The sequence below is a fragment of the Methylobacterium sp. Leaf125 genome (assembly GCF_001423085.1).
GTDB lineage: Bacteria > Pseudomonadota > Alphaproteobacteria > Rhizobiales > Beijerinckiaceae > Methylobacterium.
Map to the genome: position 1 here is coordinate 18,322 of NZ_LMNU01000034.1, position 24,305 is coordinate 42,626.

The window sequence follows — 24,305 nt, forward strand, 5'->3', positions numbered from 1 at the left end:
GGTCGAAGCCAAATTCGCTGATGAACATGCCTGACATGCGCATCACAGATAAGAGATGTCCACAACAGGGACTCTCGAGCTGGGAGGGTACTCGCGTTTATTGCTTCTGTGCTCAGGCGTTTCCGCCGGCACAACCATCGGGTCGCGTCGGATAGACCGAGCGTTGTCCGCGCGGCCTGATCGGATGACGGACCCCGAAGAATCTCAAGTCATCGCATCACGCTCACGCGCCCTGAGATCCGGTGCTTGAGGGCCTATACCCGGTCAGTCAGATCCTGGTTCTGCGCGATCCTATCCTGATGCATCTGACGCTCTAGCTGACGACGCCCAAGCCACAGGCCGTTCAGAAGCCATGCTACCGACAGAGGGACTGCCGTTACGGCGACAGCGGTCGATCCGAACCCGAGAGCGGCGATCCCGGCGAATGACCAGGCCCCCAACTGGTCGCCGACCCGATATACCACCGTGTCGATGAAGTTCTTCGCTTTGTACCGATCCTCGCGCGGCACCACGGTAAAGAGTACTTCGCGGATTGGCCGGGCAATGGCGAAATTTCCGGCACGTCGCAGGACTTGGAAAACCGCAATCGCCGCAATCGTCGGCGATACGGCCAAAGCAGCGAAACCGAGGATGCTGGCTGCGGGCAAGAGGGCCAGGGTCGGTCCTAAGCCAATCCGGCGCACGATCCGTCCCGTCAGGAAAAATTGCACGCCGAGCGTGAGGATATTCACCAACAAATCCACGCTGGCGAAAAAGGCTGTCTGAGATCCCCGATCGGAAAAGCTACGCTTGGCAATACCGGCTTGCTCGAAATACAGGAATGTCGAGGTGATCGAGAACAGCAACAGGAAAAGACTGATATTCAGAAGGTAGGGCGAGCGAAGCGTTCGCGTGATGCCCGCGAAAGCGCTGCCGCCGATGGCCCCGGCGGCCGGTGCATCGCCGGTGTGGGGTGCCTGGCGGAGTTGGCCCGACATTTGGGCGAGCCCGCGCATGCTGAAGACCGCGACTTCAAGAAGAACTGCGGCGCCGAGTAGCAGGGCCCAGGTCGGCGCGTCGCGGGCGAGGATGGCAGTCGTGGCCGAGCCCGTGATGGCACCGAGCGTCGCTCCGGCGGCAATGAACGCGAAAAGCCGCTTTCCTTGTTCCGCTGAGAAGACATCAACGATGGTGGCCCAAAAAACCGAGACGACGAATAAGTTAAAGATCGACAACCAAATGAAGAAAGCACGACCAATCCATATATTCCCCTCCGGACCCGCGATGTACAAAGCGGCGGCGAACACGAGAATGTTCGCTGCAAAGAATCGGTAGGTGAGCGGCACGAACCGCGCTCGTGGAAGAGTCTTCACCAGCCAAGCAAATGGCACGTTGAGGGCCAGCATTCCCGCCAGGGTGCCCGTGAAGAGCCAGGGCAGGTTCTCGATGCCGCCTGCCACGCCCATCTGGTCACGGATTGGCCGGAGGACGTAATAAGCCGCCAGGATCGAAAAAATGTAGGCCCACGACCAGGCAAGAGCTGGTCCCTCGCCTGGCCGCACATCGACGAGGCGTCGAAGCCAATCAGAGGCACGCTGCCCCGCCGGCGCTTCGTGCGAGGCACTGGTGGAGGTATCATCGCTCAAGGGGTAACACCGAGGCGCGCGCGCATGTCGGGAGCGGTGAGTTCGAGACCGAAGCCGGCAGACCCCATGGCGAAGCTGTCGGCCTTCTGAAGTGATCCAACCACCACAGGATCGAAGCCCGCATCGGTAACGAGCTTCGACACTGCCGTTACGGCTTGCGGATCGTCGCCTGCGAGGGGGATCGCCATCTGCGCCCCCTCGCGGTGAGCATTTTTGGCGAACACCTTGTAGTTGGCTGCGTTGAAGGCGCGGACGATTAGCGCTTTGTCCAAATACTTGGCGGAGACTGCGGCGATGCCGCGTGCCTGGACCTCGCCGTAAACCTCGCCGTCGCGGGCCTGAGTGGCGTTGCCGGCGTCGATCACAATCTTGTTCTTCAGGGCCGCGCCATGGTCCTGGGCAATCTGAGGATACGCTTTGTAGGGGACGGCAATGAGTATGACGTCGCCGAAAGCAATTGCCTCTGCCGGCGTCCCAGCGCGGGCGTTAGGTCCAAGGCCCTCGACGAGGTTCTTCAACTCTTCCGGATGCCGGGACGACAGCATCACTGCATGGCCGGCCTTGGCCCAGAGACCGCCAAGGGTGCCGCCGATGTTGCCGGCGCCGATGATACCAATGCGCGCCGGCGCAGAGGCCGTCTGCGCCCAACCAGGGCCGCCAAGGGCCACGGCCAAGGTCGCGCCCGCGGCGAGCGCAAGAATCAAGCGGCGTGTCACGAACTTAGAGTGCATCGACGAGGGCCTCCATGCGAGTGCGTTGCGCGGCATCGGGTAGACGGCCCTGCGCGGCACCGAGGTTGTCCTCGACATAGGTGGCCTTGGCCATACCGGGAATTGGGCAGGTCACAGCCTCATGCGCGAGGACGTATTTCAGGAAGAATTGCGGCCAGCTCGCGCAGTCGAACTCGGCGGCCCAGGGCGGAAGTGCGCGCCCCTGCACAGCCTTGAACAAGCGGTCGCGTCCGAACGGAACGTTGACCATCACGGCTACACCGCGCTCCTTCGCCAAGGGTAAGATGCGCTCGGCAGCGCCGCGATCGTCGAGAGCGTAATTCACCTGAATGAAATCCAGGGTCTCGCGGGTCATCAGGGCTTCGAGATCCGCGAGCTGACTATCGCGCCAAACCGTTGCACCGAGGTAACGGATCTTCCCCTGTGTCTTCAGATCGCGAAGGGTCGCAAGGTTTGTATCCGGATCGATGATGTTGTGGACCGCGACGAGGTCGATCACCGACGTTTTCAGGCGCTGGAAGGATCGTGCGATCTCCGCAACAGCTGCCTCACGGCCCTGTGTCCCAACCTTGCTGCACAGAAACACCTTCTCGCGCAGGCCATCCTGGCTCAGGATCAGTCCGAGTACGTCCTCTGCGGTGCCGTAGCTCGGCGCGGTATCGATGACCGTTCCGCCGAGCGAAACGAACCTCTGCACCGCCTCGCGCAACGGCGCGATCTTCTCTGGCGTCGGCTCGACTTCGTACCGACGCGACGTACCGATCCCGATCACCGGCAGGCTTTCGCCTGAAGAGGGAATCGCTCGGTGAAGTAATTTGGAGGATCGCTCAGTGCCAGCCATCGCCCTGTTCTTTAGCAAAACCGCAGACAGGGGCAGAAGGCCTGCGCCGGCGACGAGGGTGCGTCGAGAGGGATGCATCAGGACACGAACTCCAGCGAAGACGAGCGTCTGCATCATCTAGGGCCGGGCACCGGACTTCGACATATCCTCTGGCGCACGGATCGTGCCGAAGGCAGCAGGACGCGCGTGAAGACGTATCCGTCCCCCCGGAGCGGCGGTCTCAGCGTCTCACGCGGAAGGCTCGTCCATCGATATTCAGGGCTTTCATCCGCGAGGCCAGGGTGGTCGGGCGCAGGCCAAGCAGCTCGGCTGCGCCACCCCGTCCGAAGACCTTGCCGCCGGCCAAGCCCAGGGCCCCCTCGATTTCGGCCCGATCGCGAGCGCGGCGTTCGGGCTCTGTCAGCGGGTTCAGGATCGGAGAGGCCATGGCGATCACATCTAGGCCTTGCGGCGGCGGATCAATCTCTGGCAAATCGAGATGGAGCCGCCCGCGCACCGCGAGGATCGCGCCGCGTTCGATCACATTCTCCAGTTCTCGAACGTTTCCGGGCCACGGGTAGCGGCTGAGGCGGCGTACGTCTCCTTCCGTAAGCCGAGGCTCGGCGATGTTGAGCCTTCGCGCCGCGCCCCTCAGGAAATGCTGGGCGATCAACGCAATATCTTCCGGTCGCTCACGCAAGGGACTCGCAGCGATCGGGAAAACGTTGAGGCGGAAATACAGGTCCTCACGGAAGCGGCCGCGGCGCACCTCGTCCCGCAGGTCGCGGTTGGTGGCCGCGATCAGCCGGACATCGACCGCGCGGGTGCGCTCCTCGCCCACCCGCTCGAAGGAGCGCTCCTGCAGCACCCGCAGCAATTTACCCTGCAGGTCGAGGGGGATCTCGCCGACCTCATCGAGAAACAGCGTGCCGCCGTCGGCGAGTTCGAAGCGCCCGACGCGGTCGCGAACAGCGCCGGTGAAGGCGCCCTTGGCGTGGCCGAAGAACTCGCTCTCGAACAGCTCGCGGGGGACGGCGGCGCAGTTCACCCGGATCAGGGGGCGGTCGCACCGCCGACTGGCCTCGTGGATCGCCCGGGCGATGAGTTCCTTGCCGGTGCCGGATTCACCGGTGACGAGAACGGTGGCGTCGGTGCCGGCCACCACGTCGATCTGGCGAAGGGTGGCCTCGATGGCCGGCGAGCGCCCGATGATGCCCTGGTGATGGCTCTCGATGCGAATTTCCTCCTTGAGATAGGCGTTCTCGAGCTCCAGGCGCTCGCGCAACACATCGACCTCGGCGAGCGCCTGACGCAGTCGCTCGTCGGCTTCCCGCCGGGGACCGACATCGCGGAAGACGATCACGGCGCCGAGAAGCTGGCCCCGGTCACGGATCGGAGTCGATGTGTATTCCACGGGGAACGCGTGCCCGTCACGCCGCCAGAACACCTCTGTGTCGACTTGATGAACAGCGCCGTCGCGGAAGGCGGCGTAGATCGGGCAGTCCCGGTGGGGGTAGTGGGCTCCGTCCGGATGGGTGTGGTGGACGGTGGCGTGCATGTCTCGGCCGACAAGTTCGACGGCGGGCCAACCAAGCATCCGCTCCGCGGCCGGATTGACGAAGGTCGTCACCCCCTCGGCATTGACCCCGTAGATGCCCTCTCCCGCTGCGCGGAGGATGAGCTGATTCTCGCGCTCGATATCGCGGAAGATCCGCTCCATCCGCTGCCACTCGGAGAGGCCGGCCCGCATGTGAGCGTCCGCCTGCGCGTCGACGTGGCGCCGACGGCGCGCGTCGAGGTCGGCCAAGGTCACCAGCATGAGGGGCGCCGCACTCTTGAGCAGCGAGCCGGCGTATTCGAGCCGGAGCGCCTTTCCGGAACCGTGCCGCGGCGAGAGCGCGTGGGTCCACCAATGGCCTTTCGCGTCCACGGCTTGGGTGAACACGATCAGGGCCGGGCGCTGCCCCGGATGCAGCGTGCTGGCGGGCATCCCCCGGAGCGTGGGACGCGGGTAGCCGAGCAGGTCCGCTGCTGCGGGGTTCGCGTCGATGATCCGATCGGCGGGCGGATCCAGGATCAACATCGGCTCGCGACTTTCCTCGAAGGCGAGGCCGAGTTCAGGAGGGAGAGCGGAATCGGGGGCCATCATGCGACAGTAGCACGAGATCTCGTTACTACCGTCACGAAATCTCGCAAAGCACGAGATCACGTGAAAGCATCAAGATGGTATAAGCGCTCGCATCCATTGATAAATTTCTGAAATTCTACCTGGCACGGCGATTGCTCACAGGGCCGCACCAGCTTGCGGTGAGGCAGCCATGGCTCTGTTCGACAATCCCTTCGATGCGTCCCGTCGCTTGAACCGGGGCGGCTGTTCGTGCGGCGCCCACCCCTCGCAGTCCGAGCATGATGCCGGCTTGCCCAGCGGTGATGCTGCGATGGAGCGGGTCGTCGAGAGCACGGTGATGCGCGCGCTCTTTCCGCACGATGCCGAGCGGCGCGCTTTCCTGCGCAGCGTCGGCGCCGCCACCGCCCTAGCCGCCGTCAGCCAGTTCCTGCCGACCCGCTTCGTCGCGGAAGCTTTCGCCGAAGGCGGCAAGCCGGAGAAGACCGATCTGAAGATCGGGTTCATCCCCATCACCTGCGCCACGCCGATCATCATGGCCAAGCCGATGGGCTTCTACGAGAAGCAGGGCCTCAACGTCGACGTGGTGAAGACCGCCGGTTGGGCGGTGATCCGTGACAAGACCCTCAACCGCGAATACGACGCCGCCCACATGCTGGCGCCGATGCCGATCGCGATCTCCCTCGGCGTCGGCTCGAACCCGCAGCCCTACACGATGCCGGCGGTGGAGAACGTCAACGGTCAGGCGATCACGCTGGCCATGAAGCACAAGGATCGGCGCGACCCGAAGGATTGGAAGGGCTTCAAGCTCGCGGTGCCGTTCGACTACTCGATGCACAACTACCTGCTGCGCTACTACCTCGCCGAGGCCGGGATCGACCCGGACACCGACGTTCAGATCCGCGCGGTCCCGCCGCCCGAGATGGTCGCGAACCTGCGGGCCGACAACATCGACGGCTTCCTCGCCCCCGATCCGGTGAACCAGCGCGCGGTCTATGACGGCGTCGGCTTCATCCACATCCTGTCGAAGGAGATCTGGGATCGGCATCCCTGCTGCGCCTTCGCGGCGTCGCAGGACTTCGTCACCCAGACACCGAACACCTACGCGGCCCTGCTGCGGGCGATCATCGAAGCCACCACCTACGCGTCGAAGGCGGAGAATCGGAAGGAGATCGCCGCCCAGATCGCGCCGGCCAACTACCTGAACCAGCCGGTCACCGTGGTGGAACAGGTCCTCACCGGCACCTTCGCGGACGGGCTCGGCAGCGTGCGCAAGGTGCCGGACCGCGTCGATTTCGATGCCTTCCCCTGGCAGTCCTTCGCCGTCTGGATCATGACCCAGATGCAGCGCTGGGGTCAGATCAAGGGCGACGTCGACTACGCGACCGTGGCGGCCAAGGTTTACCTCGCCACCGACGCCGCGAAGCTGATGAAGCAGAACGGCCTCACGCCGCCCGAGACCACCACGAAGACCTTCGTGGTCATGGGCAAGACCTTCGATCCGGCCAAGCCGAAGGAATACCTCGACTCCTTCAAGATCAAGCGGGCAGGCTGAGCCATGGCCGCGAGCCTCTCCCTTCGCGCCGGCCTCGTCTCGCTGGCTTTGCTCCTGGCGTTCCTGCTCACCTGGCAGATCGCGGTCGGGGGCACGGCCAAGACCGAGGCGATGGATCCGGAATATGCCGCCCTGATGGGCGCGAGCGCCACCACTGGAAAGTCGGCCATGCCGGGCCCGCTCGACGTCGGCGCCACCCTGTGGAAGCACCTGAAAGACCCGTTCTACGACCGGGGCCCCAACGACAAGGGCCTGGGTATCCAGCTCGCCTACTCCGTCGGCCGCGTCGCGCTCGGCTACGGCCTCGCCGTCTTGGTGGCGATCCCGATCGGCTTCCTCATCGGCATGTCACCCCTGATGAACCGGGCGCTCGATCCCTTCATCCAGCTCCTGAAGCCTGTCTCGCCACTCGCCTGGATGCCGCTCGCCCTCTACACGATCAAGGATTCCGGCCTGTCGGCGATCTTCGTGATCTTCATCTGCTCGCTCTGGCCGATGCTGATCAACACCGCCTTCGGCGTCGCCGGCACCCGGCGCGAGTGGCTCAACGTCGCCCGCACCCTGGAGGTCGGCCCGTTCCGGCGGGCCGTCACGGTGATCCTGCCGGCGGCCGCCCCCACCATCCTCACCGGGATGCGCATCTCGATCGGCATCGCCTGGCTCGTCATCGTGGCGGCCGAGATGCTCGTGGGCGGCACCGGCATCGGCTACTTCGTCTGGAACGAGTGGAACAACCTCTCGATCACCAACGTGATCACCTCGATCCTGGTGATCGGCCTCGTCGGCATGATCCTCGACCAACTGCTGGCCCGGGCGCAGCGCCTCGTCACGTTTCCGGAGTGAGCGCAATGGTCACGCTGCTCCCCTTCCACAGCCCCTCCGCAGACCAGGCCGACGAGGCCCGCATGTCGTCCCAGACCATGCCGTCCTCGGAGAAGTTCATCTCGATCGAGGGCATCGCCCGGCGCTATCCGGCGCCGGGGGGCAAGAGCAACACGGTGTTCGAGAACCTGTGGCTGCCCATGCGCCGGGGCGAGTTCGTCTGCATGATCGGCCATTCCGGCTGCGGCAAGACCACCGTGCTCAACATCCTGGCCGGGCTCGAGGCCCCCAGCGAGGGCGTCGTCATCGTCGATGGGCAGGCCATCGATGGCACCAGCCTCGACCGGGCCGTCATCTTCCAGGGCCACGCGCTGCTACCCTGGCGTACGGTGCTGGGCAACGTCGCCTACGCGGTGTCGTCGCGCTGGCGGAAGGCGGCCAAGCCCGAGGTCACGGCACGCGCGCAGGATGCGATCGCCACGGTGGGCCTCGCGGGCTCCGAGCACAAGCGCCCCTCCGAGCTCTCCGGAGGCATGAAGCAGCGCGTCGGCATCGCGCGCGCCCTCGCGATCGAGCCCAAGATCCTGCTGATGGACGAGCCGTTCTCCGCTCTCGATGCGCTGACGCGCGGAACGCTCCAGGACGAGGTTCGGCGGATCTGCGTGGAGACCGGTCAGACCGTCTTCATGATCACCCACGACGTCGACGAGGCGATCTACCTCGCCGACCGCATCGTCCTGATGACCAACGGCCCGCAGGCCAAGGTCGCGGAGATCGTCGAGAATCCGCTCCCGAAGTCCCGGGACCGCACTCAGCTGCACCATGCCCCGGGCTACTACGCCCTGCGCAATCACCTGATGGATTTTCTCGTCAGCCGCTCGAAGACGCTGCGGGACGCGATGCCGGCCGGCTACGACCCGCGTCATCCCCCAGTGATCCGGCCGAGCCTCACTGAGGTCGAGGGCGCCGCTCCGGCCGCCGACACCGCGCCAGCGCGACGCGCCTGATCTTTCCCTTTCCCACCCACCACGGAGACGCAAGCCATGAAGCGCGAAGACCTCACCGAGAAGCTCCTCGACATCAAGCGCGAGAAAGGCTGGACCTGGAAGTATATCCAGGACGAGATCGGCGGCATCTCGCCGATTTTGATCACCGCCGCCTGCATGGGCCAGATGAAGCTTCCCAAGGCGCAGGCTGCCAAGGCTGCAGCCCTGTTCGGCCTTTCTCAGTCTGAGGAGCGCATGCTGAACGAGGCGCCCTTCCGCGGCTCGATCGCGCAGATGCCGCCCACGGACCCGCTGATCTACCGCTTCTACGAGCTGGTGATGGTCTACGGCACCACCTGGAAGGAGCTGATCCAGGAAGAGTTCGGCGATGGCATCATGTCGGCCATCGACTTCAACATGACTATGGAGCGCGAGCCCAACAACAAGGGCGACCGGGTGAAGATGAACATGTCGGGCAAGTTCCTGCCGTACAAATACTACGGCAACGAGGAAGGCGTGCCGGATTACGGCTTCAAGGAAGGCTGATCCATCCGCCGGCGGGCATCGTCATGATGTTCGCCGGCTGCACCGGGTTGCTGTGCGTTGCGACCGCATTCCTCGCGGCGCCTCGTGACATCATCATCGAAAGCACCAGGCCATTCCCGGGCGCAGGAGGCGAGCCCGGCCTCCGGCACCGCCGACGGTGGAAAGCCCTGCGCCGCTGGCGCGTCTCTGCATACCGGACTCCGCGTCGCGGTCCCGGGATGACGCTCGGTACGTCCAGGATTTTGACGCGACGGTCTCCCGCCGGAACGACCAGGACGGGCGCCTGAGAGCCGTCCGGTCTCACTCCATGGTCGGCGCGAGCTTCTTGACGCTCTCCACATCCTCGCCGAGCCAAGCCGCGTTCTTGGCGGTGCCATCGAAGGTGGCGGAGGTCTTGAACAGCTCGTACTTGCCCTGGAGCGCGTAGGGCTTGCTGCGCTCGAGGAGTTCGGCAACCTTCGCCTTGTCCATCGGCGTGAAGGTCTTCACCGCCTCGAAGGCCTGGTCGAGGTCGCGCTGGCTCTCGATGCCGGTGATCACCACGGTGGTCGGCAGGTTCAGGGAGAAGTGCAGGTACTCGAGCGGCTTGATCGGCGCGTCACTCTTCAGGATCACGCCGTCGCCGAAGGTTTTCATGCCGAGCGCCGCAATGCCGTGCTGGACCAGGTATGGCAGCACGAGGTGGCCGAACGAGCGGAAATGCGCGTCCATCACGTTGAGCGGCATCTGCACGGAATCGAACTGGAACCCACGCTCCTCGGCGACTTCAAGCATCTGGAGGTGGATGCGCGGATCCTTGTGGCCGGTGAAGCCGATGTAGCGCAACTTGCCGGCCTTCTTGGCCTCGACGAAGGCCTCCATGGCGCCGCCCTCGGCGAAGACCCGGTCCGGGTCGTCGAAGCGAAGGATCTCATGGTGCTGGACGAGGTCGATCCGGTCGGTGCGCAGGCGCTTGAGGGATTCGTCGATCTGCCGCATCGCCTCCTGCTTCGTGCGCCCATCCATCTTGGACATCAGGAAGACCTTGTCGCGGTAGCCGCCCTGCGAGAGGGCGACTCCCATGCGCAGCTCCGATCGGCCGCCGTTGTAGTCCCAACAATTGTCCATGAACGTGATGCCGCGATCGACGCCGGCGTGGATGAGGCGGGTCGCCTCGTCATCGGAGACCGCGTTCTTTCCAAGGTGGAAGCCACCCATCCCGATCGCCGAGATCTTCTCGTCGTGGCGACCGAAGGGGCGGTAGAGCATCTCGCCACGGCGTTCGCCGGGGTCGGTGAGCACCGGCAAATCGGCCGGGTCCTTCGGTCGCGTGTTGGGCAGGCCAGGCGCGGTCACGGCTGCACCGGCACTGCTGGTGGCGGCGAGTCCGGCGCCGGCGGCGGCGCCCTGTAGGAAGCTGCGGCGTTCCATGTCTGCTCTCCGGGGTGAACGGGTGTGTGGCGGGAATGGCGCGGCATGTCAGGCCAGCATCCCATCGACGGGGTTGGATTGCGACAGGGCGCGGGCGGCCTGGAGCAGGCGCATCGCGGCGCAGGCCGCCCCGTAGCCATTGTCGATGTTGACGACGGTGATACCGGGGGCGCAGCTCGCCAGGATCGCATCGAGGGCCGTACGGCCGCCCTCGGCCACCCCGTAGCCGACGGAGGTCGGCACCGCGATCAGGGCGCTGGCGACGAGGCCGCCGACGACACTCGGCAGGGCCGCATCCATGCCGGCGGCGACGATGAGGACGGGGTGGGCACGGATCTGGTCGAGGCGGGTGGTCAGGCGCCAGAGCCCCGCGACCCCGACATCGGCAAAGAGCGTCGTGGCATGGCCCTGGTAGGCCAGGGTCCGCTCGGCCTCCCGCGCTACCGGGACGTCCGAGGTGCCGGCAGCCACGATACCGATGCGCGCAGGACCGCTGATCGGACGGGCCTCCCCGAAGATCGCGGTGCGCGACACTGGGCAATAGTCGATCCGGTCGCGGTGGCGGCCGGAAAGGGCCGCATGCTTGTCGACGTCGAGGCGCGTCAGCAGCAGTCGCGCACCGCGCGCCGCGGCGGCGTCCAGGATCGCGTCGATCTGCACCGGCGATTTGCCGGCCGCGTAGATCGCCTCCTCGAGGCCGATCCGCTCCGGCCGGGCGAAGTCGAGGACGAATTCGTCGGAAACGCTCATCGGACCGTTCCCGTCAGGAAGGCACTGCCGGTGCGGTAGGCCGCGAACCGCACCGAGGCTTCGGGCAGGTTCGCCGGAGCACCCGCCCGGATTTCCGCTGACAGAGCGGCCTGGCGCACGCTGTCGAGGGCGGCGAGGCTGTCGGGGTCGAGTTCCACCACGATCCCGGCGGCCCGGACGCGGCAGCGCACGGCGCGGCGCGGTCCGATGCCGGCCTCGAGGCTACGGCTCACCAAGCCTTCGACGGCGTGGATGAACGCCAGGGTTTCGGGCTCGATCCGGATACCGGTCTCGACGCGGCTCGACAGGCAGGGTGCCGCCGGGAGCTCCGCCACCGATCCGAGGCCGAGATCGCGGGCGAGCGCCCGCACCGTGGCCTTGTGCAGTCCGGCCTCCACGTAAGGATGGCGCACGCTGTACTCGCGGGCCGCGTCGAGGCCCGGGCGGTACTCGCCGAGATCGTCGAGATTGGCGCCCGACACCATGGTCCGGTCGGTGACCTGACGGATCGTTCCGTAGAGGTTGGTCTTGCAGAAGAAGCAGCGATTGACCGGGTTGGCGCGGTAGCTCGGGTCGGCGAACTCGCCGGCCTCGACCACGCGCAGGGTCCAGCCCGCCCGCGCCGCTTCGTCGCGGACACGCTGCGTCGCCTCGTACGGCACGGCCGGCGAGGCCGCGTGGACCATCAGCGCCCGGTCGGCCCCGAGGAGGCGATGGGCTGTCTCGGCGAGGGTCAGGCTGTCGACGCCGCCGCTGACCGCGACCGCGAGGGGCCCGATCTCTAGAAGCACGTCGTTCAGGCGTTGCAGGACATCGCCGCTCATGCCGTGCCCCCCTCCTCGGTATCCGCCCGGAGCGCCAGCGCCTCGGCGGCACGGCGCAGGCTGGCGCGGGTGGCATGGTTTTCCCGGGCGACCGCATCGTCGGCCTCCGCCTTGGCGGTGCGCCCGCCCGGCCGGTCGACGACCTTCACCCGTACGGGTTGACCCTCGACGGTGACGGTGTGCATCCGCCTCGAAAGAGCGGCACCGGAGACGATGCGATGGCGCAGGCCGATCGTGGTGGTTTCGCGGAAACAGGCCGCGATGGCCTCCTCGAGCGCGCTGGCACGGGCAAGCGCCCGCACATGAGTCATCATCCGTCCCTTCTTGCCGAAGACCGGCATCTGGACGACGTCGAAGATATCCGGATGCGCGCGCAGACGATCGAGGCCCATGCCGAGATCCTCCGCCGATTGGTCGTCCACCTCGAACTCGATCACGCCGAGGTCGCGGTGCTCGCCGCTCCCGCGCGACGTCGCCGCCTCGTACACCATCGCGCGCAGGCAGTTGCTGAGGCCCGGCAGGACCTTCGTGCCGAAGCCGATGCCCGATCCCTTGAGTATCCGCGGCGCCGCCGGCAGCGGTGGCGCGATGTCGCGCAGGTAGCGCAGGATCGCGGCCCCCGTCGGCGTGACCCGCTCGCCCGGCACGCCGTCGTCGAGGGTCTCGAACCCCTCGATGAGGAGGCTCGTGGCCGGAGCCGGCACGGGCAGCGGTCCGTGCTGGGTCCGGACCCGGCCCGAGCCGAGGGGCAGCGCCGACACGCTCCAGGCCTCGGCGTCGAGGGCCGCGATCAGGTGGGCGGCCGCCACGATATCGGCGATCGAGTCCCAGGCGCCGACCTCGTGGAAGGCCACCGCCTCGACGGCGATGCCGTGGACCCGCGCCTCGGCCTCGGCCAGACGGGTGAAGATCCCGATCGCATGAGCGCGGACCGCGGACCCGAGCGGACAGGCCTGCAGGTCCGCGCGGATCTGCGACCAGTGGCGATGCCCGTGTTGGGCATCGCCCGCGTGACCGTGTCCGTCGCCATGCGCATGCGCGTGATCGTGGTGGCGATGCGTGTGACCGGCCGCCCCGCCATCCCGAGCCCCGGGACCGTGCGCGACGACGAAGCGGCGGCCGGCCAGAATGCCGTCATTGTGTCTGACGAGTTCGCCGGAGACTTCCGGCAAGGCGGCTCGGATGCTCTCCAGCACGCCGGCTTCCTGGTCCGGAAAAGCATCGAGAAGGGCAGCGGCGAACATGTCGCCGGCGACGCCGCCGAGGGCGTCCAGATGAATCTGCATGAGCGTTCGTGTTCGTTGTCCCGTCACCGCAGGGAGCGAACGCAACATCGTTCGGAAAGCTCCGGCGGCAAGCGCCAGACGTTGGAGACCGAAGGCCGCAGCGACGGCGCTCAGTCGGCCCGGATCTGGTGGGGGCCGACGATCTTCGCCCAGAACGAACACCCGCACGGCAAGGACGGCATGTTCCCCCTGGGCGGCGTTTTGCAGGTGAGCAGGTGCCGGAGCAGCCGCTCCATCTGCGCAACCTGATAGGGCTTCTGCATCACCGGAATGGCGTTGTAGGCGGGTTCGATCCCCGAGAGGCCGTAGCCGGTGGCGAAGATGAAAGGAATGCCGCGCTCGAACAAGGCATCGGCCACGGGATAGCTGCAGGTGTCGCCGAGATTCACGTCGAGGATCGCCATGTCCAGGTCCGCCCCCCGGGCCAGCGCCACCGCCTTGTCAAGCCGCATGGCGACCTCGACCTCACAGCCGAGATCGAGGAGCATGTCCTCGCCGAGCATGGCGACGAGGCTCTCGTCCTCCACCAGCAGAACCCGCCGTCCCTGGAGGCCGCTCATCGGGCGACCCGTCCGGTCACCCGTTCCTGCCCGTGCCATCCGAGCGCGGTCAGCGGGATACGGAGCCGGCAGATGACGCCGGTGGGTGCGAAGGTCAGATCCGCACTGCCGTCGAATTCCAGCGGCAATTGCCGCTCGATGAGCCGGCTTCCGAATCCCCTCCGCGTGGGTGGCGCGACCGGCGGCCCGCCCGTCTCGGTCCAGACGAGATCGAGGCGCTCGCCCGAGCCCTCCGGCTCCAGAGTCCAGGACACGCCGACTCGACCTTCGGGAACCGACAGCGCCCCGTACTTGGCCGCGTTCGTCATCAGTTCGTGCAGCGCCATCGCGAGGGTGACCGCGACCTTCGGGTGCAGGCGGGTATCCGGGCCGACGAGGTCGAAGCGCGCCGTATCGACTTCGGCCAGGGCGTGCGGTGCCACGGCGCCCTCGACGACGCTGCGCAGGCTGGCGCTCTCCCAGTTCTCCGCCGTGAGGACGTTGTGAGTGTTCGACAGAGCGACCATGCGCGCATCGAAGGTCTGGCGCGCGACGCCGTCGGTCTTTCCCTTGAAGGTCTGCGCGGCGATCGACTGGACGGTCGCCAGCGTGTTCTTGACCCGGTGGTTGAGTTCGTTGGTGAGAAGGCGCTGACGCTCGGCGGCCGCCTTCTCCTCGGTGATGTCGCGGACCTCGATGATCGTACCGATAATGCGCGCTTCGTCGTCGCGGATGGGACTGGCGGTGAACCCGACCGGGTAGAAATGTCCGTCTTTATGGACGAACACCTCTTCGCCGCGTTCCTGATTGTTCTCCGGAAAGGCCCGGTCGATGGCGCATTCCGCGAGCGGAAACGGGCGGCCATCCGGGTAGGTGTGGTGGACGATATCGTGCAGGGGGCAATCGCGCGTGAGGACCTCGGTCAGGCTGAAACCGGTGAGCAGTTCCGCAGCCCGGTTCATGTAGACGCAGTGCTGGCGGTCATCCATCAGGAAGATGGCCACCGAAGCGTTGTTCAGGACCGCGTTGAGTCGCCGCTCCGTCTCATACAGCTGTGAACCGCGACGCAGGGTGGGCAGGGTGGTCGTGGTTGTATCGAACGTCTGCATCGATCCAAAGCTCGGCACGAACGATCGTTTCCCGGAACGGACAGCGAGGCCGCTGGCCAGTGAACAACGAAGAGGCGATGCAGGGCCGACCATCAGACAGAGCCGACACACTGCAGGCACAGGTCTAACGTCAGCGCCTATCGCAATCCACGGTCCACGCAATGGTTCCGACTCCGCCATCGGCATCCTGTGCCGCACGTGATCGACGCGCCGACAGACGTGGGATAGGGAGGCGTGGCGCGGAACGAATCACGATGAGGCTCCGAGCGCCGTCGAAGGGACGTGCCGCGTTCAGGTGATATCCGGGGGGTCATGGACGACGCGGTTGAACGGCTTCGTCTGAGGGAACAGGCACTCGAGGCGGAGATTGCGGCGCTGCGGGCGGAGCGCGATGCCGGGATCCGTGCACCCGGCCCGGGCCAACGCACCTCGGCGGCGAGCTCCAACCTGCTTTTCACGGCAGCGGAGAAGACCCGCATGCCGATGATCATCACGGATCCAAACCTTCCGGACAATCCGATTGTCTTCGCCAATCGGGCCTTCCAGGACCTGTGCGGCTACGGAGTCGAGGAGCTGCTCGGGCGGAACTGTCGCTTCCTGCAGGGCAGCGGTACCGATCCGGCCGAAGTCGCTCGCGTGCGGGACGCGATCGCGGCGCGACGGGACGTCGTGGTGGAGATCGTTAACTATCATCGCGACGGCAGCGCATTCCGCAACGAGCTTTACGTCAGCCCAGTTTTCGATCCTGAGGGCCGGCTGATCTACTTCTTCGCCAGCCAGCTCGACGTCACTCGGTTCCGCACCGAGGAGGGCAAGCTCGCAGAGAGTGAAGCCCGCTATCGGACCCTCTTCGATGCGATCGACGCCGGCTTCTGCATCGTGGAAATGCGTTTCGACTCCAGCGGACGTCCGGTCGATTATCGCTTCCTGGAGGTCAATCCAGCCTTCGAACGTCAGGCAGGCCTCGGCGACGTGGTCGGGCGTTGGGTGAGCGAGGTTATCCCGGATCTCGAGCCGCGCTGGCTCGAAACCTATGGCGAAGTCGCCCTGACGGGTCGACCGGCTCGGTTCGAGAGCGGCGCGGTCGCCCTCGGCCGCTGGTTCGATGTCCACGCCCTGCGCGTCGGTGAACCGGTCCAGCACCGCGTCGCGATCCTCTTCAACGACATCACCGACCGCCGCGAAGCCGAGACGCTGCTGCGGACCACGGCGCGGGACCGTACCGCCGAGCGCGACCTCGTCTGGCGCGCCAGCCGCGACCTTCTCGTGATCTGTGGGTTCGACGGTCTCTACCGGGCTGTGAATCCGGCCTGGTCCGAAATGCTGGGCTGGCCGGCCGACGCCCTCCTCGGCGCGCGGTTCGACAACTACCTGCATCCGGACGATGTCCCACCGGCGACCACCGCTTTTACCCGCCTGACCGAGGGCAGCGTCCTCGACAATCTCGACGTCCGCATGAAGACGGCCGATGGCGATTTCCGGTGGGTATCCTGGAACGCCATTCCGCAGGGCGACCATTTCTACGCGGCCGGTCGCGACGTGACGGAGCGCAAGGCCCTCGAGGAGCAGCTGCGGCAATCGCAGAAGCTCGAAGCGGTGGGCCAGCTCACGGGCGGCGTTGCGCACGACTTCAACAACCTCCTGACGGTGATCAAGTCGTCCACAGATCTGCTGAAGCGCCCAGACCTGCCGGAGGAGCGGCGCCAGCGCTACATCGGGGCCATCTCCGACACCGTCTCGCGGGCGGCGAAGCTCACGGGGCAACTTCTCGCCTTCGCGCGCCGGCAAGCCCTGAGCCCGGAGGTGTTCGATGTCGCGCGCAGCGTCGCCTCCGTGGGAGACATGGTGGGGACCCTCACGGGCGCCCGGATTCAGGTCGAAACCGACGTCGTTCCGGGCCTGTCCTCCGACGGCACCCCGCTGACTTATCTCGTCGATGCGGATCCGAGCCAATTCGATACCGCGCTGGTCAACATGGTGGTCAACGCACGGGATGCCATGGAGGGCGAAGGCCGGCTGCGGATCCGAGTGACCCGCGCCCTGACCATTCCTGCCGTGCGGGCGCATCCGCGTGTCCGCGGCGATTTCGTTGCGGTCTCGGTGTCGGACACTGGCTCGGGTATTCCACCCGAGATGCTGGATCGCATCTTCGAGCCCTTCTTCACCACCAAAGGCGTCGGGCAGGGCACCGGCCTCGGGCTGTCACAGGTCTTCGGCTTCGCCAAGCAATCCGGCGGTGAGGTCCTGGTGAACAGCGCCCTCGGGAGCGGGACGACGTTCACGCTGTTCCTGCCCCGCGTCCGAGCGCAGATCGCCCCTCAAGCCGTGCTGCCCGAACCGGCATCCCTCGCTGACGGTCATGGGACGCGGGTGCTGGTCGTCGAGGACAATCTGGAAGTCGGAGCCTTCGCGACGCAGGCCCTCCAGGAACTCGGCTACGACACCCGCTGGGTCACGGATGCCGAACAGGCACTTCAGGTGTTGGCGCCGTCTTCCCTCGCGAAACCGTCCGAACGCCCTTTCGACGTCGTGTTTTCCGACGTTGTCATGCCCGGCATGAACGGCATCGACCTCGGACAGGCGATCCGCGCGCGTTATCCCGGCCTGCCGGTCGTCCTCGCTTCGGGCTACAGCCACGTGATCGCCGAGCAGGGTACCCACGGCTTCGAGTTGCTTCGCAAGCCCTACTCCGTCGAGGATCTCTCTCGGATTCTGCGGCGCGCAGTGGCGCATAGCCTGGATCACCGGCGCGATCCCTAACAGCGCGCTCGTGATGGAACGCGGATGAACCGGATCGACCTGGTCCGGGTTGACCCGCGACAAGGCCGTACGACCGGGGATGCGCCCCGGCGTGCCGCACGACCATCAGGATACGCGATATGAGCGACGGCGCGACCGCGAGCGACAGCCCCTTCATCAAGGGCCGGAATGCCCGCCTCTACGGCAAGCAGCGTGAGAGTTGCCCCTATGCCGAGGGCAGCGAGGACCGAACCGCCTGGATGCAGGCGTTCGACGAGGCTGCCGACGATCGCCTGGAGAGCGAGACCGGGACGATCGATCCCCAATCGTCCGCGAAGGCCTGAGCCGCGGCGGCCACGGGAGGCGCCGACCACCGGCGGCCTCGGTACCCGAGCGTCGAATCGCGGCCGCCCGACGGCTCGGTTCGCGTTACCCGTCCAGGGGACGGCAGCCCAGTTGCAGGTAGCTCGGATTGAATTCGGCCAACTCGCTCAAGCCGGTCCAGTCGAGGATGGTCAGCCGCTTGCCGGACAAGGTGAGGAACCGCTGGCGTCGCAGTGCCTGCAGAGAACGATTGACGTGAACGTTCGAGAGCCCGACCGTGACGGCGATATCGCTCTGCGTGAAGGGCAGTTCGTAGGTCATCCCACGGGTCAGGCCCACTGCGTTCAAGCGCAGGTGCAGTTCGCAAAACAGGTGCGCGATGCGCTCGACGGCGGTTCGGCATCCGATGTTGACGATCCACTCACGCAGGGTGGCCTCGTTGACGAGGATGCTCATCCGAAGAGCCTGCCGTATGGCGGGGTGTTGCCGTAGAATCGCGTGGAGGGCCTCCGCGTTCACGCGGGCAACCCGACAGGGTGAGAGCGTGCTGACGGTGTGATCCATGCGGTTGATGAGACCGGCTTCCAAGTTGCAATGATCGCCGGGCACAAGGTAGGCGGTGATCTGCCGTGCGCCGTTCTGACGGAACTGGTTCCGACACGCGAACCCCTTGACCACGATGAGAACGCCATCGGCCGGCTCGCCCTCACGCAGGATGTCGGTGTGGGCCGGGTAGTCCCGCGCGGTCGTCACAAGACGCGCGAGCGCGTTCCGGTCCTCGGTCGACAAGTCTTGGAACGCTTCGAGCTTCTGTACCAGCGCAGACGCGGGCGACTCCGGCACGGGAAAGAAGACGCGGTCCCCAACCGCCTGACTGCTGAGGGCCTGTACCATCTCACAAACTCCCGATCGCGATTTCGTCGAGGGCGATCACGACGTCCCAGGGGATCGCAGGCTTCGCGAGCCAGGGGGCGTCGCCGAAGCCACGCGTGATCGGATCCGCACGATGACAGGCCGTGTGCAGAATGAAGGGGACGCCGCGCCTGCGGAGGTGCCGCAAGGTCCTTGAACAATCACCATCCTTCAGCTTCGGCTCGATGACGGCCAGATCGACGTGCTCCCGCTCCAGGAGCGCCTCGGTCGCGGCCACCGTCGCCAGCGGGCCAGCGACGCGGTAACCGGCCTCCTGCAGGGTTTCACAGAGGTCGAGGGCAACGATCGCGTTGCTCTCTGCGACCAGCACGCAGGGTGGTCCGCTTTCTGTCATTGCGCGACCCTAGTTTCGAGACGGAGCCAGCTCCAACCAGATCTGGCAGGCAAGTAAGCCCCTAAACAATATTCGATGCAAGTGCAGTGGTCGATTTCCTACTGTACGGCTCGATTCATGGACTGTATGTGCGATACCCAACAATCATTTGTTAGATATCGTGACTAGGTGGGACTGAATTACACCTAAGGGTGTAGTGCTGAATCGATGAGCGTTATCGCAGAGACACGACTCTGGATGGGTACTCCTCCGCGGCTGTTCGCGGGGTCAGGCTCCCCGGCGATCGCCCTCGTTCCGCGCCAGGGCGCTCATCCGCACATCATCCGCGAGTTTCGGGAAAGATCGGCGGATTGGTTTATGCTTTCAGCGATTCATCATCGATTCAGCCTTCTCTGCAGATCAGGCGTCGAAGGCCGAGCGATCCATTGTGAATTGGACGACGATCCGCGATTTTCGACACGGACTAGTCAGAGGATCGCGAATGGAAATTGCGCGTCTGCTTCACACCTTCGCCGGCCCGATGATGGCCCTCGTCGGCACGATGCCCTCGTGGCGCCGCACGCCTGCACCTCCCCCCGCGCTGGAGGGACCGGTCGAGCGCACCCACGATTTCCCAGCCGTTCAGCCGCGGGAATCCGCATACTGGCCTGAGCGCTCGCACATCCTGTCGGGGAAGCCCCAGCAGACGGCAACGTACATCTACAAGAGCCCGGACGGGCTGTTCGCCGCCGGCATCTGGACTTGCCAGCCAGGCAAGTTCCGCATCGACTTCGGCCGGGCGGAATTCATCCAACTGATCGCGGGCGTGGTGACGGTGACGGATGCGGAGGGCGTCTCGAAGACCTACCGGACCGGCGATGCCTTCGTCACTCCGGCGGGCTTCTCTGGCACCTGGGACGTGATTGAACCGGTCAAGAAGCACTTCACCTGGTACGGTCCCGAGCCGGTCTGGTAGGACGGCCTGCGTCCTATTCGGCGGCGTCGGTGATCCGAAAACCTTCGATGCCCTGGCGCTCGGGATTGATCGCCGCCAGCGCACGCTTGGCCGCTTCCAGCGGGTGTTCGGCCTCGATTCGCACGGAGGACAGGTCCGGGCTCTTATAGACGGTGACGATGGTATCCATCACCTCCGTCAACGTCGTCCGCTTGTCCTCCGGCGCCGCGATCAGGAGCTGCAATCCCCACGCCTGATAGAGGTCGACCAGGGCCTGGCTGTTGCGTACGTCGAGCTTCGAGAACGCCTCGTCGAGAAGGCAGAGGCCGAGGCCGGGGTTCTCGTCGCCGGGCCGATCACCCGGGTAATACGCCGAGGCGAGGGACGCCGCGATGGCGACGTAGAACGGGGCCTGCGCTTCGCCCCCCGACCCGCGGAGCGCCCGGTTCGACATCGTCGTGCGGTTCCCGGCCCGATCCCGCATCCCGATCTCGTAGACGAAGTAATTGCGGTAATCCGCGAGGCGCGCGGCGCTCTCCTCGCCGGCGATCAGGGCCGTGATCTCGTCGATCGCCGCCGCGAGCGGACCGTCCGGGATCGCGCCGCCCTCGTCGGGCAGGATCGCCTGGGCCGCATCCGGCGAGCGCGCGACCTCTGTCGCTAGGGCGTGGACGGCGGCGTAGCGCCGATCCACCTCGGCCTCGAACGCGTAGGTCTGTCCCGTGAAGGTCTGGCTCGACAGGCGCTCGTTCAGGGCATCGAGCCGGGCGCGCACGCGCTCGAACTTGTCCGCGAGCCGGGTCAGAAGGTCTTCGATCATCAGGCGGCGCATCTCGCTCTCCGCCCGCCGCGCCTGGTCCCGGTAGCGTCGAAGTTCGTGGCTCGCCACCTCGTCATGGGCCCGCTTCGCCCAGCCGTAGCCGAAGGAGGCCGGCGCATCGCCTGCTCCCAGCGGATTCTCGACGCGCCACTGCACGCAGTACTCGGCAAGGTCGCGCTCGGCCGCCCGGCCCTGCGTTCGCGCCGTCTCCGCCGCCTCCCGGGCGCGGGCGCGCCCGGCACTGGCCAGGCTCGCCAGCGCCTTGGCGTCGAGATCCGCCCGCTCGGCCCGCAGCGCGGTCAGCGCCCCCGGGTCGTAGGCGTCCGGACGCACGAGCCGGATGCGCATGCTGTCGCCGCCTGTCCAGCGCTGATACGCGGCCCGACGCGCTTGGAGCGCGGCACGGGCCGCCTCGCGGCTCGCCGCAACCTTGGCCTTCAAGCCAGCCTCCTCGCCCAGCAGGAGGTCCCGCTTCGGCTCCAGCACCTGGACGAGCTCGGTAAGATAGGCCGAGCGCTCCTTGGCGAGTTCCGCGAGTTCTGCTTCCAGCACGCCGGTCTCGGCACGCTCGACGCTCTCCCGCTCCGTGGTCAGGCTGCGCCGACGGCCCTCGATCGCATCCGCCTCCGCCCGCAACGCGGCGAGGTCGAGGTTTGTCTCGGACAGGCGCCGCGCGAGGGCGGCACCGATCCGGGCCGCTTCGCGCAGGACATCGGCTTCGGCCCGAGCGCGGCGTGCCTCGGCGACCGCCTGCTCCCAATCCTGGCGGCTCTCGACGGTCGGACCCCGATGGCCCCGGGTCATCATGAGCTGGACCGGGCGTACCACAGAGTAGGCCATGCCAGAGGTCGAGCGCCCGCTCGGCGCCACGGCCCGGCTCATATGGGCGAGGGCCGCATCGTTCGGGGCGAGATCGTAGCCCCCGAGGCGCGCGCCGAGGAAGGCCTGCGCGTGCGGATCGGCCGTCTCGATCAGCGCCAGCGGCCCCTCGTCGTCGCGCCCGCCGCGACGCCTGGCGGTATCCGTCGTCTTGACGAGGAGGCAGCGGTAGAACTGGCTCTTGCGCGCCTCGAGATGCGCGAAGGCTTCGTTGAGGCGGTCCGGCTGCACCACCAGAGCTTCGCGAGCGCCGCCGAGGAGGCCTTCGAGGGCCTGGCCCCATTTCGGATCGATGATCTCGGCGAGTTCGCAGATCGGCGTCGCCACGATGCTGAGGCGGGACAGTTCCTCGCGGAACGCCGCGACGTCGGAGGACAGGCGCGGCGCCGCCCCCCGCCCCGCGCTGGGTGCCGGGGCGCGGGACTGCGCCTCGTTCTCCAAGGCACGGGCGCGCAGCGCCGCGTCCTCCGCGGCCCGCTCGAGCGGCGTTGCGATCGGGGGCATTCCGGCCAGTCCAGCGAGCAGCGCGGCGAGCGGGCCGTCGGACCGCAGGGTCTCTTCCGGATTGGCCTCGCGTCGCAGGCCCGATCGGGCACAGGCCTCCACCAGGCGGGCAGCCTCCGGCGAGACCTTGCGGATCTCGCCGATGATCACCGAGAGCTTGCCGGTATCGAGGACGATCCCGACAAGGTCGGCGACCCGGGCGGCCAGATCCCGCCGGTCGCGGGCCAGCATGGCGAGGCCGGCGTTCGAGGCGGCGAGACGCCCTTCGGCGGCCGTGCCGGCGAGAAGCGCCTTCTTGCCGGCGATCTCGCCGTCGATCTCGCGCACGAAACCCTGGCTGGTCGCGACGCTCTCGCGCGCGATGCGAAGTCGCTCGGCGACATCCTTGAGGGCTTGGCGAGCGGTGACGGTGTCAAGGATGCGTCGACGCAGATCCGCATCGGCGGCACGCAGTTCTCCGAGCGCCGAGGCGAGGCTCGCCTCGGCCCAGGTCTCGTAGCGCCCGACGATCCGGGCCAGATGCGCCAGGCGACGCTCCAACTCCTCGATAGTCTCGAGGAGGCGCCGCCAGGTCTCCACGGATTGCCGGATGCGTGCGACGTCCAGGGGCTCAGGTTCGAGCACGAAGGACCGGACGAAGGCCGATGAATCGAAGATCGGCTTGAACGCCACGGCGTTGGAGAAGGTGCGCAGGAAGTGGCGCGGCTCCGGGACCGCGGCCCCCTCACGCAGGATGCCGAGGAGTTCGGCGGTGAAGCGCTCGCCGGACGCGCGATACTCGTCGAAGGTGGTTCCGCGGGTGCGAAGATCCTTGGCGATTTCCGTCCAGGGCGCGACGAAGCTACCGCCCGGCGCTTCCCGGACGTAATCGGCCACCTCGAAGCGGTGGCCGACATGGACGAACCGGGACAGGGTGGTCTCTCGACTATCCTCCGCCCGGGCCGCAAGCGCCAGCCCGGCAGACACGACGCGGCCCGTGGTCTCGTTCTCGAAGACCAGGACGATCAGGGTCTCGCAGGCTTCACGGGTGGGGCGCCCGCCCTCCGCCGGATCGCTGATCCAACCGAGGCAGTAATCGCGCACCGTCCGAGCGCTGCGTCCCGAAGCCGAGGCGTTGAGGGCGAGCCGGCTGGCATTGTTGCCCGCCAGCACCGTGCCGACCGCGTCGAAGATGGTGGACTTGCCGGCCCCCGTCGGTCCCACCAGCGCAGCCGCGCCCCGGATCCGAATCTGCTCGCGGCGGATCAGGTACCAGTTCGAGAGGACGATATCGGTAAGGCGGTACACGGCCGGCGCTGACGGTCCCAATTTCGAGAAGACGCCCCTCGCATGAACGCTGCGCGCCCGGGATGCAAGCCGGTGCGCCCGCCCGCCTGGGGACGCGGCGCCCCGCGGCGCAGGCCGGTCGGCGATCGGATTCGCTCATGATGAAGACCGCGCAGCCCAAGTACCGCGTGAGCGTCGCCGGCGGAGGCGGCCCGGGCCGGGTACGTGCGATCACGACGTCCAAGCTCAACGACCGGTGCCGATCGGCATCCCTGATCGCCACGGAGGCCCTCGATCCCTAGCTGCCGAACCTGTTCACCGGAATGCCCAGGTCGGGTACCGGCGGGGCCAGGACCGCGGTGCTTTCTGGGCCGGCAGCGTCCGCCAGCCACCCTCATCCGGTTGGCCCCGAACTCCGTGTGGAGCGTCGCCGCCCTTGGTCGA

21 protein-coding genes are annotated in these 24,305 nt (G+C 66.7%); 8 read left to right on the forward strand and 13 right to left on the reverse strand.

What is annotated here, in order from left to right; all coding sequences use genetic code 11:
- Positions 1 to 254 precede the first annotated feature (254 nt).
- From ASF58_RS18535 to ASF58_RS18550, 4 genes are all read right to left on the reverse strand, one after another.
- Positions 255 to 1,541, reverse strand: a complete 1,287-nt coding sequence (locus tag ASF58_RS18535; protein ID WP_156375804.1) for an MFS transporter — start codon at positions 1,539 to 1,541, stop codon at positions 255 to 257.
- Between the two features lie 80 nt (positions 1,542 to 1,621).
- Positions 1,622 to 2,356: an NAD(P)-binding domain-containing protein gene (locus ASF58_RS18540; RefSeq protein ID WP_055955866.1), complete on the reverse strand. Its 735-nt coding sequence runs from the start codon at positions 2,354 to 2,356 to the stop codon at positions 1,622 to 1,624.
- Positions 2,346 to 3,275, reverse strand: coding sequence for an aldo/keto reductase (locus ASF58_RS18545; RefSeq protein ID WP_055956523.1), 930 nt, complete (start codon positions 3,273 to 3,275; stop codon positions 2,346 to 2,348). The genes ASF58_RS18540 and ASF58_RS18545 overlap by 11 nt, the downstream gene beginning before the upstream one ends.
- 142 nt (positions 3,276 to 3,417) lie before the next feature.
- Positions 3,418 to 5,325 carry a sigma 54-interacting transcriptional regulator gene (locus ASF58_RS18550; protein WP_055955869.1) on the reverse strand — a complete coding sequence of 636 codons (1,908 nt, stop codon included), beginning with the start codon at positions 5,323 to 5,325 and terminating at the stop codon, positions 3,418 to 3,420.
- 169 nt (positions 5,326 to 5,494) lie between these two features.
- Here ASF58_RS18550 and ASF58_RS18555 point away from each other — a divergent pair, with 169 nt between their 5' ends.
- The 4 genes from ASF58_RS18555 to cynS are packed head-to-tail and all read left to right on the forward strand — an operon-like array spanning position 5,495 to position 9,210.
- A complete protein-coding gene (locus tag ASF58_RS18555; protein WP_055955872.1) occupies positions 5,495 to 6,856 on the forward strand; it encodes a CmpA/NrtA family ABC transporter substrate-binding protein in 1,362 nt (453 codons plus the stop codon).
- 3 nt (positions 6,857 to 6,859) lie between these two features.
- A complete protein-coding gene (gene ntrB, locus ASF58_RS18560; protein ID WP_055955875.1) occupies positions 6,860 to 7,699 on the forward strand; it encodes a nitrate ABC transporter permease in 840 nt (279 codons plus the stop codon).
- Positions 7,700 to 7,704: 5 nt separating this feature from the next.
- Entirely contained in the window at positions 7,705 to 8,685 is a 981-nt protein-coding gene (locus ASF58_RS18565; RefSeq protein ID WP_055955877.1) for an ABC transporter ATP-binding protein, read from the forward strand.
- 36 nt (positions 8,686 to 8,721) lie between these two features.
- On the forward strand, positions 8,722 to 9,210 hold the full coding sequence (cynS, locus tag ASF58_RS18570) for a cyanase (protein WP_055955879.1): 489 nt from the start codon (positions 8,722 to 8,724) through the stop codon (positions 9,208 to 9,210).
- Positions 9,211 to 9,510: 300 nt separating this feature from the next.
- On the opposite strand, the gene ASF58_RS18575 is transcribed toward cynS, so the two are convergent.
- From ASF58_RS18575 to ASF58_RS18600, 6 genes are all read right to left on the reverse strand, one after another.
- The gene (locus ASF58_RS18575) at positions 9,511 to 10,620 is read right to left on the reverse strand and encodes an aldo/keto reductase (protein WP_055955882.1); all 1,110 of its coding nucleotides are present in this window, start codon (positions 10,618 to 10,620) and stop codon (positions 9,511 to 9,513) included.
- Between the two features lie 48 nt (positions 10,621 to 10,668).
- Complete coding sequence (gene larB, locus ASF58_RS18580) at positions 10,669 to 11,370, reverse strand: nickel pincer cofactor biosynthesis protein LarB (protein ID WP_055955885.1); 702 nt, start codon at positions 11,368 to 11,370, stop codon at positions 10,669 to 10,671.
- Positions 11,367 to 12,194: a hypothetical protein gene (locus ASF58_RS18585; RefSeq protein ID WP_055955887.1), complete on the reverse strand. Its 828-nt coding sequence runs from the start codon at positions 12,192 to 12,194 to the stop codon at positions 11,367 to 11,369. Before ASF58_RS18585 ends, larB begins: the two co-directional genes overlap by 4 nt.
- Positions 12,191 to 13,480, reverse strand: coding sequence for a LarC family nickel insertion protein (locus ASF58_RS18590; protein ID WP_055955890.1), 1,290 nt, complete (start codon positions 13,478 to 13,480; stop codon positions 12,191 to 12,193). Before ASF58_RS18590 ends, ASF58_RS18585 begins: the two co-directional genes overlap by 4 nt.
- Before the next feature lie 110 nt (positions 13,481 to 13,590).
- Entirely contained in the window at positions 13,591 to 14,040 is a 450-nt protein-coding gene (locus ASF58_RS18595) for a response regulator (RefSeq protein WP_055955894.1), read from the reverse strand.
- The gene (locus tag ASF58_RS18600; RefSeq protein WP_055955897.1) at positions 14,037 to 15,128 is read right to left on the reverse strand and encodes an HWE histidine kinase domain-containing protein; all 1,092 of its coding nucleotides are present in this window, start codon (positions 15,126 to 15,128) and stop codon (positions 14,037 to 14,039) included. Before ASF58_RS18600 ends, ASF58_RS18595 begins: the two co-directional genes overlap by 4 nt.
- A 312-nt stretch (positions 15,129 to 15,440) precedes the next feature.
- Between ASF58_RS18600 and ASF58_RS18605 the strand changes: the two genes are divergently transcribed.
- On the forward strand, positions 15,441 to 17,888 hold the full coding sequence (locus ASF58_RS18605) for a PAS domain S-box protein (protein WP_055955899.1): 2,448 nt from the start codon (positions 15,441 to 15,443) through the stop codon (positions 17,886 to 17,888).
- Between the two features lie 119 nt (positions 17,889 to 18,007).
- On the forward strand, positions 18,008 to 18,211 hold the full coding sequence (locus ASF58_RS18610; RefSeq protein ID WP_055955902.1) for a ribosome modulation factor: 204 nt from the start codon (positions 18,008 to 18,010) through the stop codon (positions 18,209 to 18,211).
- An 85-nt stretch (positions 18,212 to 18,296) separates the two neighbouring features.
- On the opposite strand, the gene ASF58_RS18615 is transcribed toward ASF58_RS18610, so the two are convergent.
- A complete protein-coding gene (locus ASF58_RS18615; RefSeq protein WP_055955905.1) occupies positions 18,297 to 19,085 on the reverse strand; it encodes a Crp/Fnr family transcriptional regulator in 789 nt (262 codons plus the stop codon).
- A 1-nt stretch (position 19,086) separates the two neighbouring features.
- Positions 19,087 to 19,434 (reverse strand): response regulator, encoded by a 348-nt coding sequence (locus ASF58_RS18620; RefSeq protein WP_055955908.1) that lies wholly within the window; start codon positions 19,432 to 19,434, stop codon positions 19,087 to 19,089.
- Between the two features lie 505 nt (positions 19,435 to 19,939).
- On the opposite strand from ASF58_RS18620, the gene ASF58_RS18625 reads away from it, so the two are divergent.
- Complete coding sequence (locus tag ASF58_RS18625) at positions 19,940 to 20,413, forward strand: cupin domain-containing protein (RefSeq protein ID WP_055955911.1); 474 nt, start codon at positions 19,940 to 19,942, stop codon at positions 20,411 to 20,413.
- Between the two features lie 13 nt (positions 20,414 to 20,426).
- Here ASF58_RS18625 and ASF58_RS18630 read toward each other — a convergent pair whose 3' ends face one another.
- The gene (locus tag ASF58_RS18630) at positions 20,427 to 23,882 is read right to left on the reverse strand and encodes an SbcC/MukB-like Walker B domain-containing protein (RefSeq protein WP_055955912.1); all 3,456 of its coding nucleotides are present in this window, start codon (positions 23,880 to 23,882) and stop codon (positions 20,427 to 20,429) included.
- A gap of 137 nt (positions 23,883 to 24,019) precedes the next feature.
- Between ASF58_RS18630 and ASF58_RS18635 the strand changes: the two genes are divergently transcribed.
- Positions 24,020 to 24,163, forward strand: a complete 144-nt coding sequence (locus tag ASF58_RS18635; protein ID WP_156375793.1) for a hypothetical protein — start codon at positions 24,020 to 24,022, stop codon at positions 24,161 to 24,163.
- The last annotated feature ends 142 nt before the right edge of the window (positions 24,164 to 24,305 follow it).

Excerpts from the sequence above, each read along its gene's own strand:
- ASF58_RS18540 (WP_055955866.1), bottom strand. The coding sequence starts at position 2,356 with ATGCACTCTAAGTTCGTGACACGCCGCTTGATTCTTGCGCTCGCCGCG.
- ASF58_RS18545 (WP_055956523.1), bottom strand. The coding sequence starts at position 3,275 with ATGCATCCCTCTCGACGCACCCTCGTCGCCGGCGCAGGCCTTCTGCCC.
- ASF58_RS18550 (WP_055955869.1), bottom strand. The coding sequence starts at position 5,325 with ATGATGGCCCCCGATTCCGCTCTCCCTCCTGAACTCGGCCTCGCCTTC.
- ASF58_RS18555 (WP_055955872.1), top strand. The coding sequence starts at position 5,495 with ATGGCTCTGTTCGACAATCCCTTCGATGCGTCCCGTCGCTTGAACCGG.
- ntrB (WP_055955875.1), top strand. The coding sequence starts at position 6,860 with ATGGCCGCGAGCCTCTCCCTTCGCGCCGGCCTCGTCTCGCTGGCTTTG.
- ASF58_RS18565 (WP_055955877.1), top strand. The coding sequence starts at position 7,705 with ATGGTCACGCTGCTCCCCTTCCACAGCCCCTCCGCAGACCAGGCCGAC.
- cynS (WP_055955879.1), top strand. The coding sequence starts at position 8,722 with ATGAAGCGCGAAGACCTCACCGAGAAGCTCCTCGACATCAAGCGCGAG.
- ASF58_RS18575 (WP_055955882.1), bottom strand. The coding sequence starts at position 10,620 with ATGGAACGCCGCAGCTTCCTACAGGGCGCCGCCGCCGGCGCCGGACTC.
- larB (WP_055955885.1), bottom strand. The coding sequence starts at position 11,370 with ATGAGCGTTTCCGACGAATTCGTCCTCGACTTCGCCCGGCCGGAGCGG.
- ASF58_RS18585 (WP_055955887.1), bottom strand. The coding sequence starts at position 12,194 with ATGAGCGGCGATGTCCTGCAACGCCTGAACGACGTGCTTCTAGAGATC.
- ASF58_RS18590 (WP_055955890.1), bottom strand. The coding sequence starts at position 13,480 with ATGCAGATTCATCTGGACGCCCTCGGCGGCGTCGCCGGCGACATGTTC.
- ASF58_RS18595 (WP_055955894.1), bottom strand. The coding sequence starts at position 14,040 with ATGAGCGGCCTCCAGGGACGGCGGGTTCTGCTGGTGGAGGACGAGAGC.
- ASF58_RS18600 (WP_055955897.1), bottom strand. The coding sequence starts at position 15,128 with ATGCAGACGTTCGATACAACCACGACCACCCTGCCCACCCTGCGTCGC.
- ASF58_RS18605 (WP_055955899.1), top strand. The coding sequence starts at position 15,441 with ATGGACGACGCGGTTGAACGGCTTCGTCTGAGGGAACAGGCACTCGAG.
- ASF58_RS18610 (WP_055955902.1), top strand. The coding sequence starts at position 18,008 with ATGAGCGACGGCGCGACCGCGAGCGACAGCCCCTTCATCAAGGGCCGG.
- ASF58_RS18615 (WP_055955905.1), bottom strand. The coding sequence starts at position 19,085 with ATGGTACAGGCCCTCAGCAGTCAGGCGGTTGGGGACCGCGTCTTCTTT.
- ASF58_RS18625 (WP_055955911.1), top strand. The coding sequence starts at position 19,940 with ATGGAAATTGCGCGTCTGCTTCACACCTTCGCCGGCCCGATGATGGCC.
- ASF58_RS18635 (WP_156375793.1), top strand. The coding sequence starts at position 24,020 with ATGATGAAGACCGCGCAGCCCAAGTACCGCGTGAGCGTCGCCGGCGGA.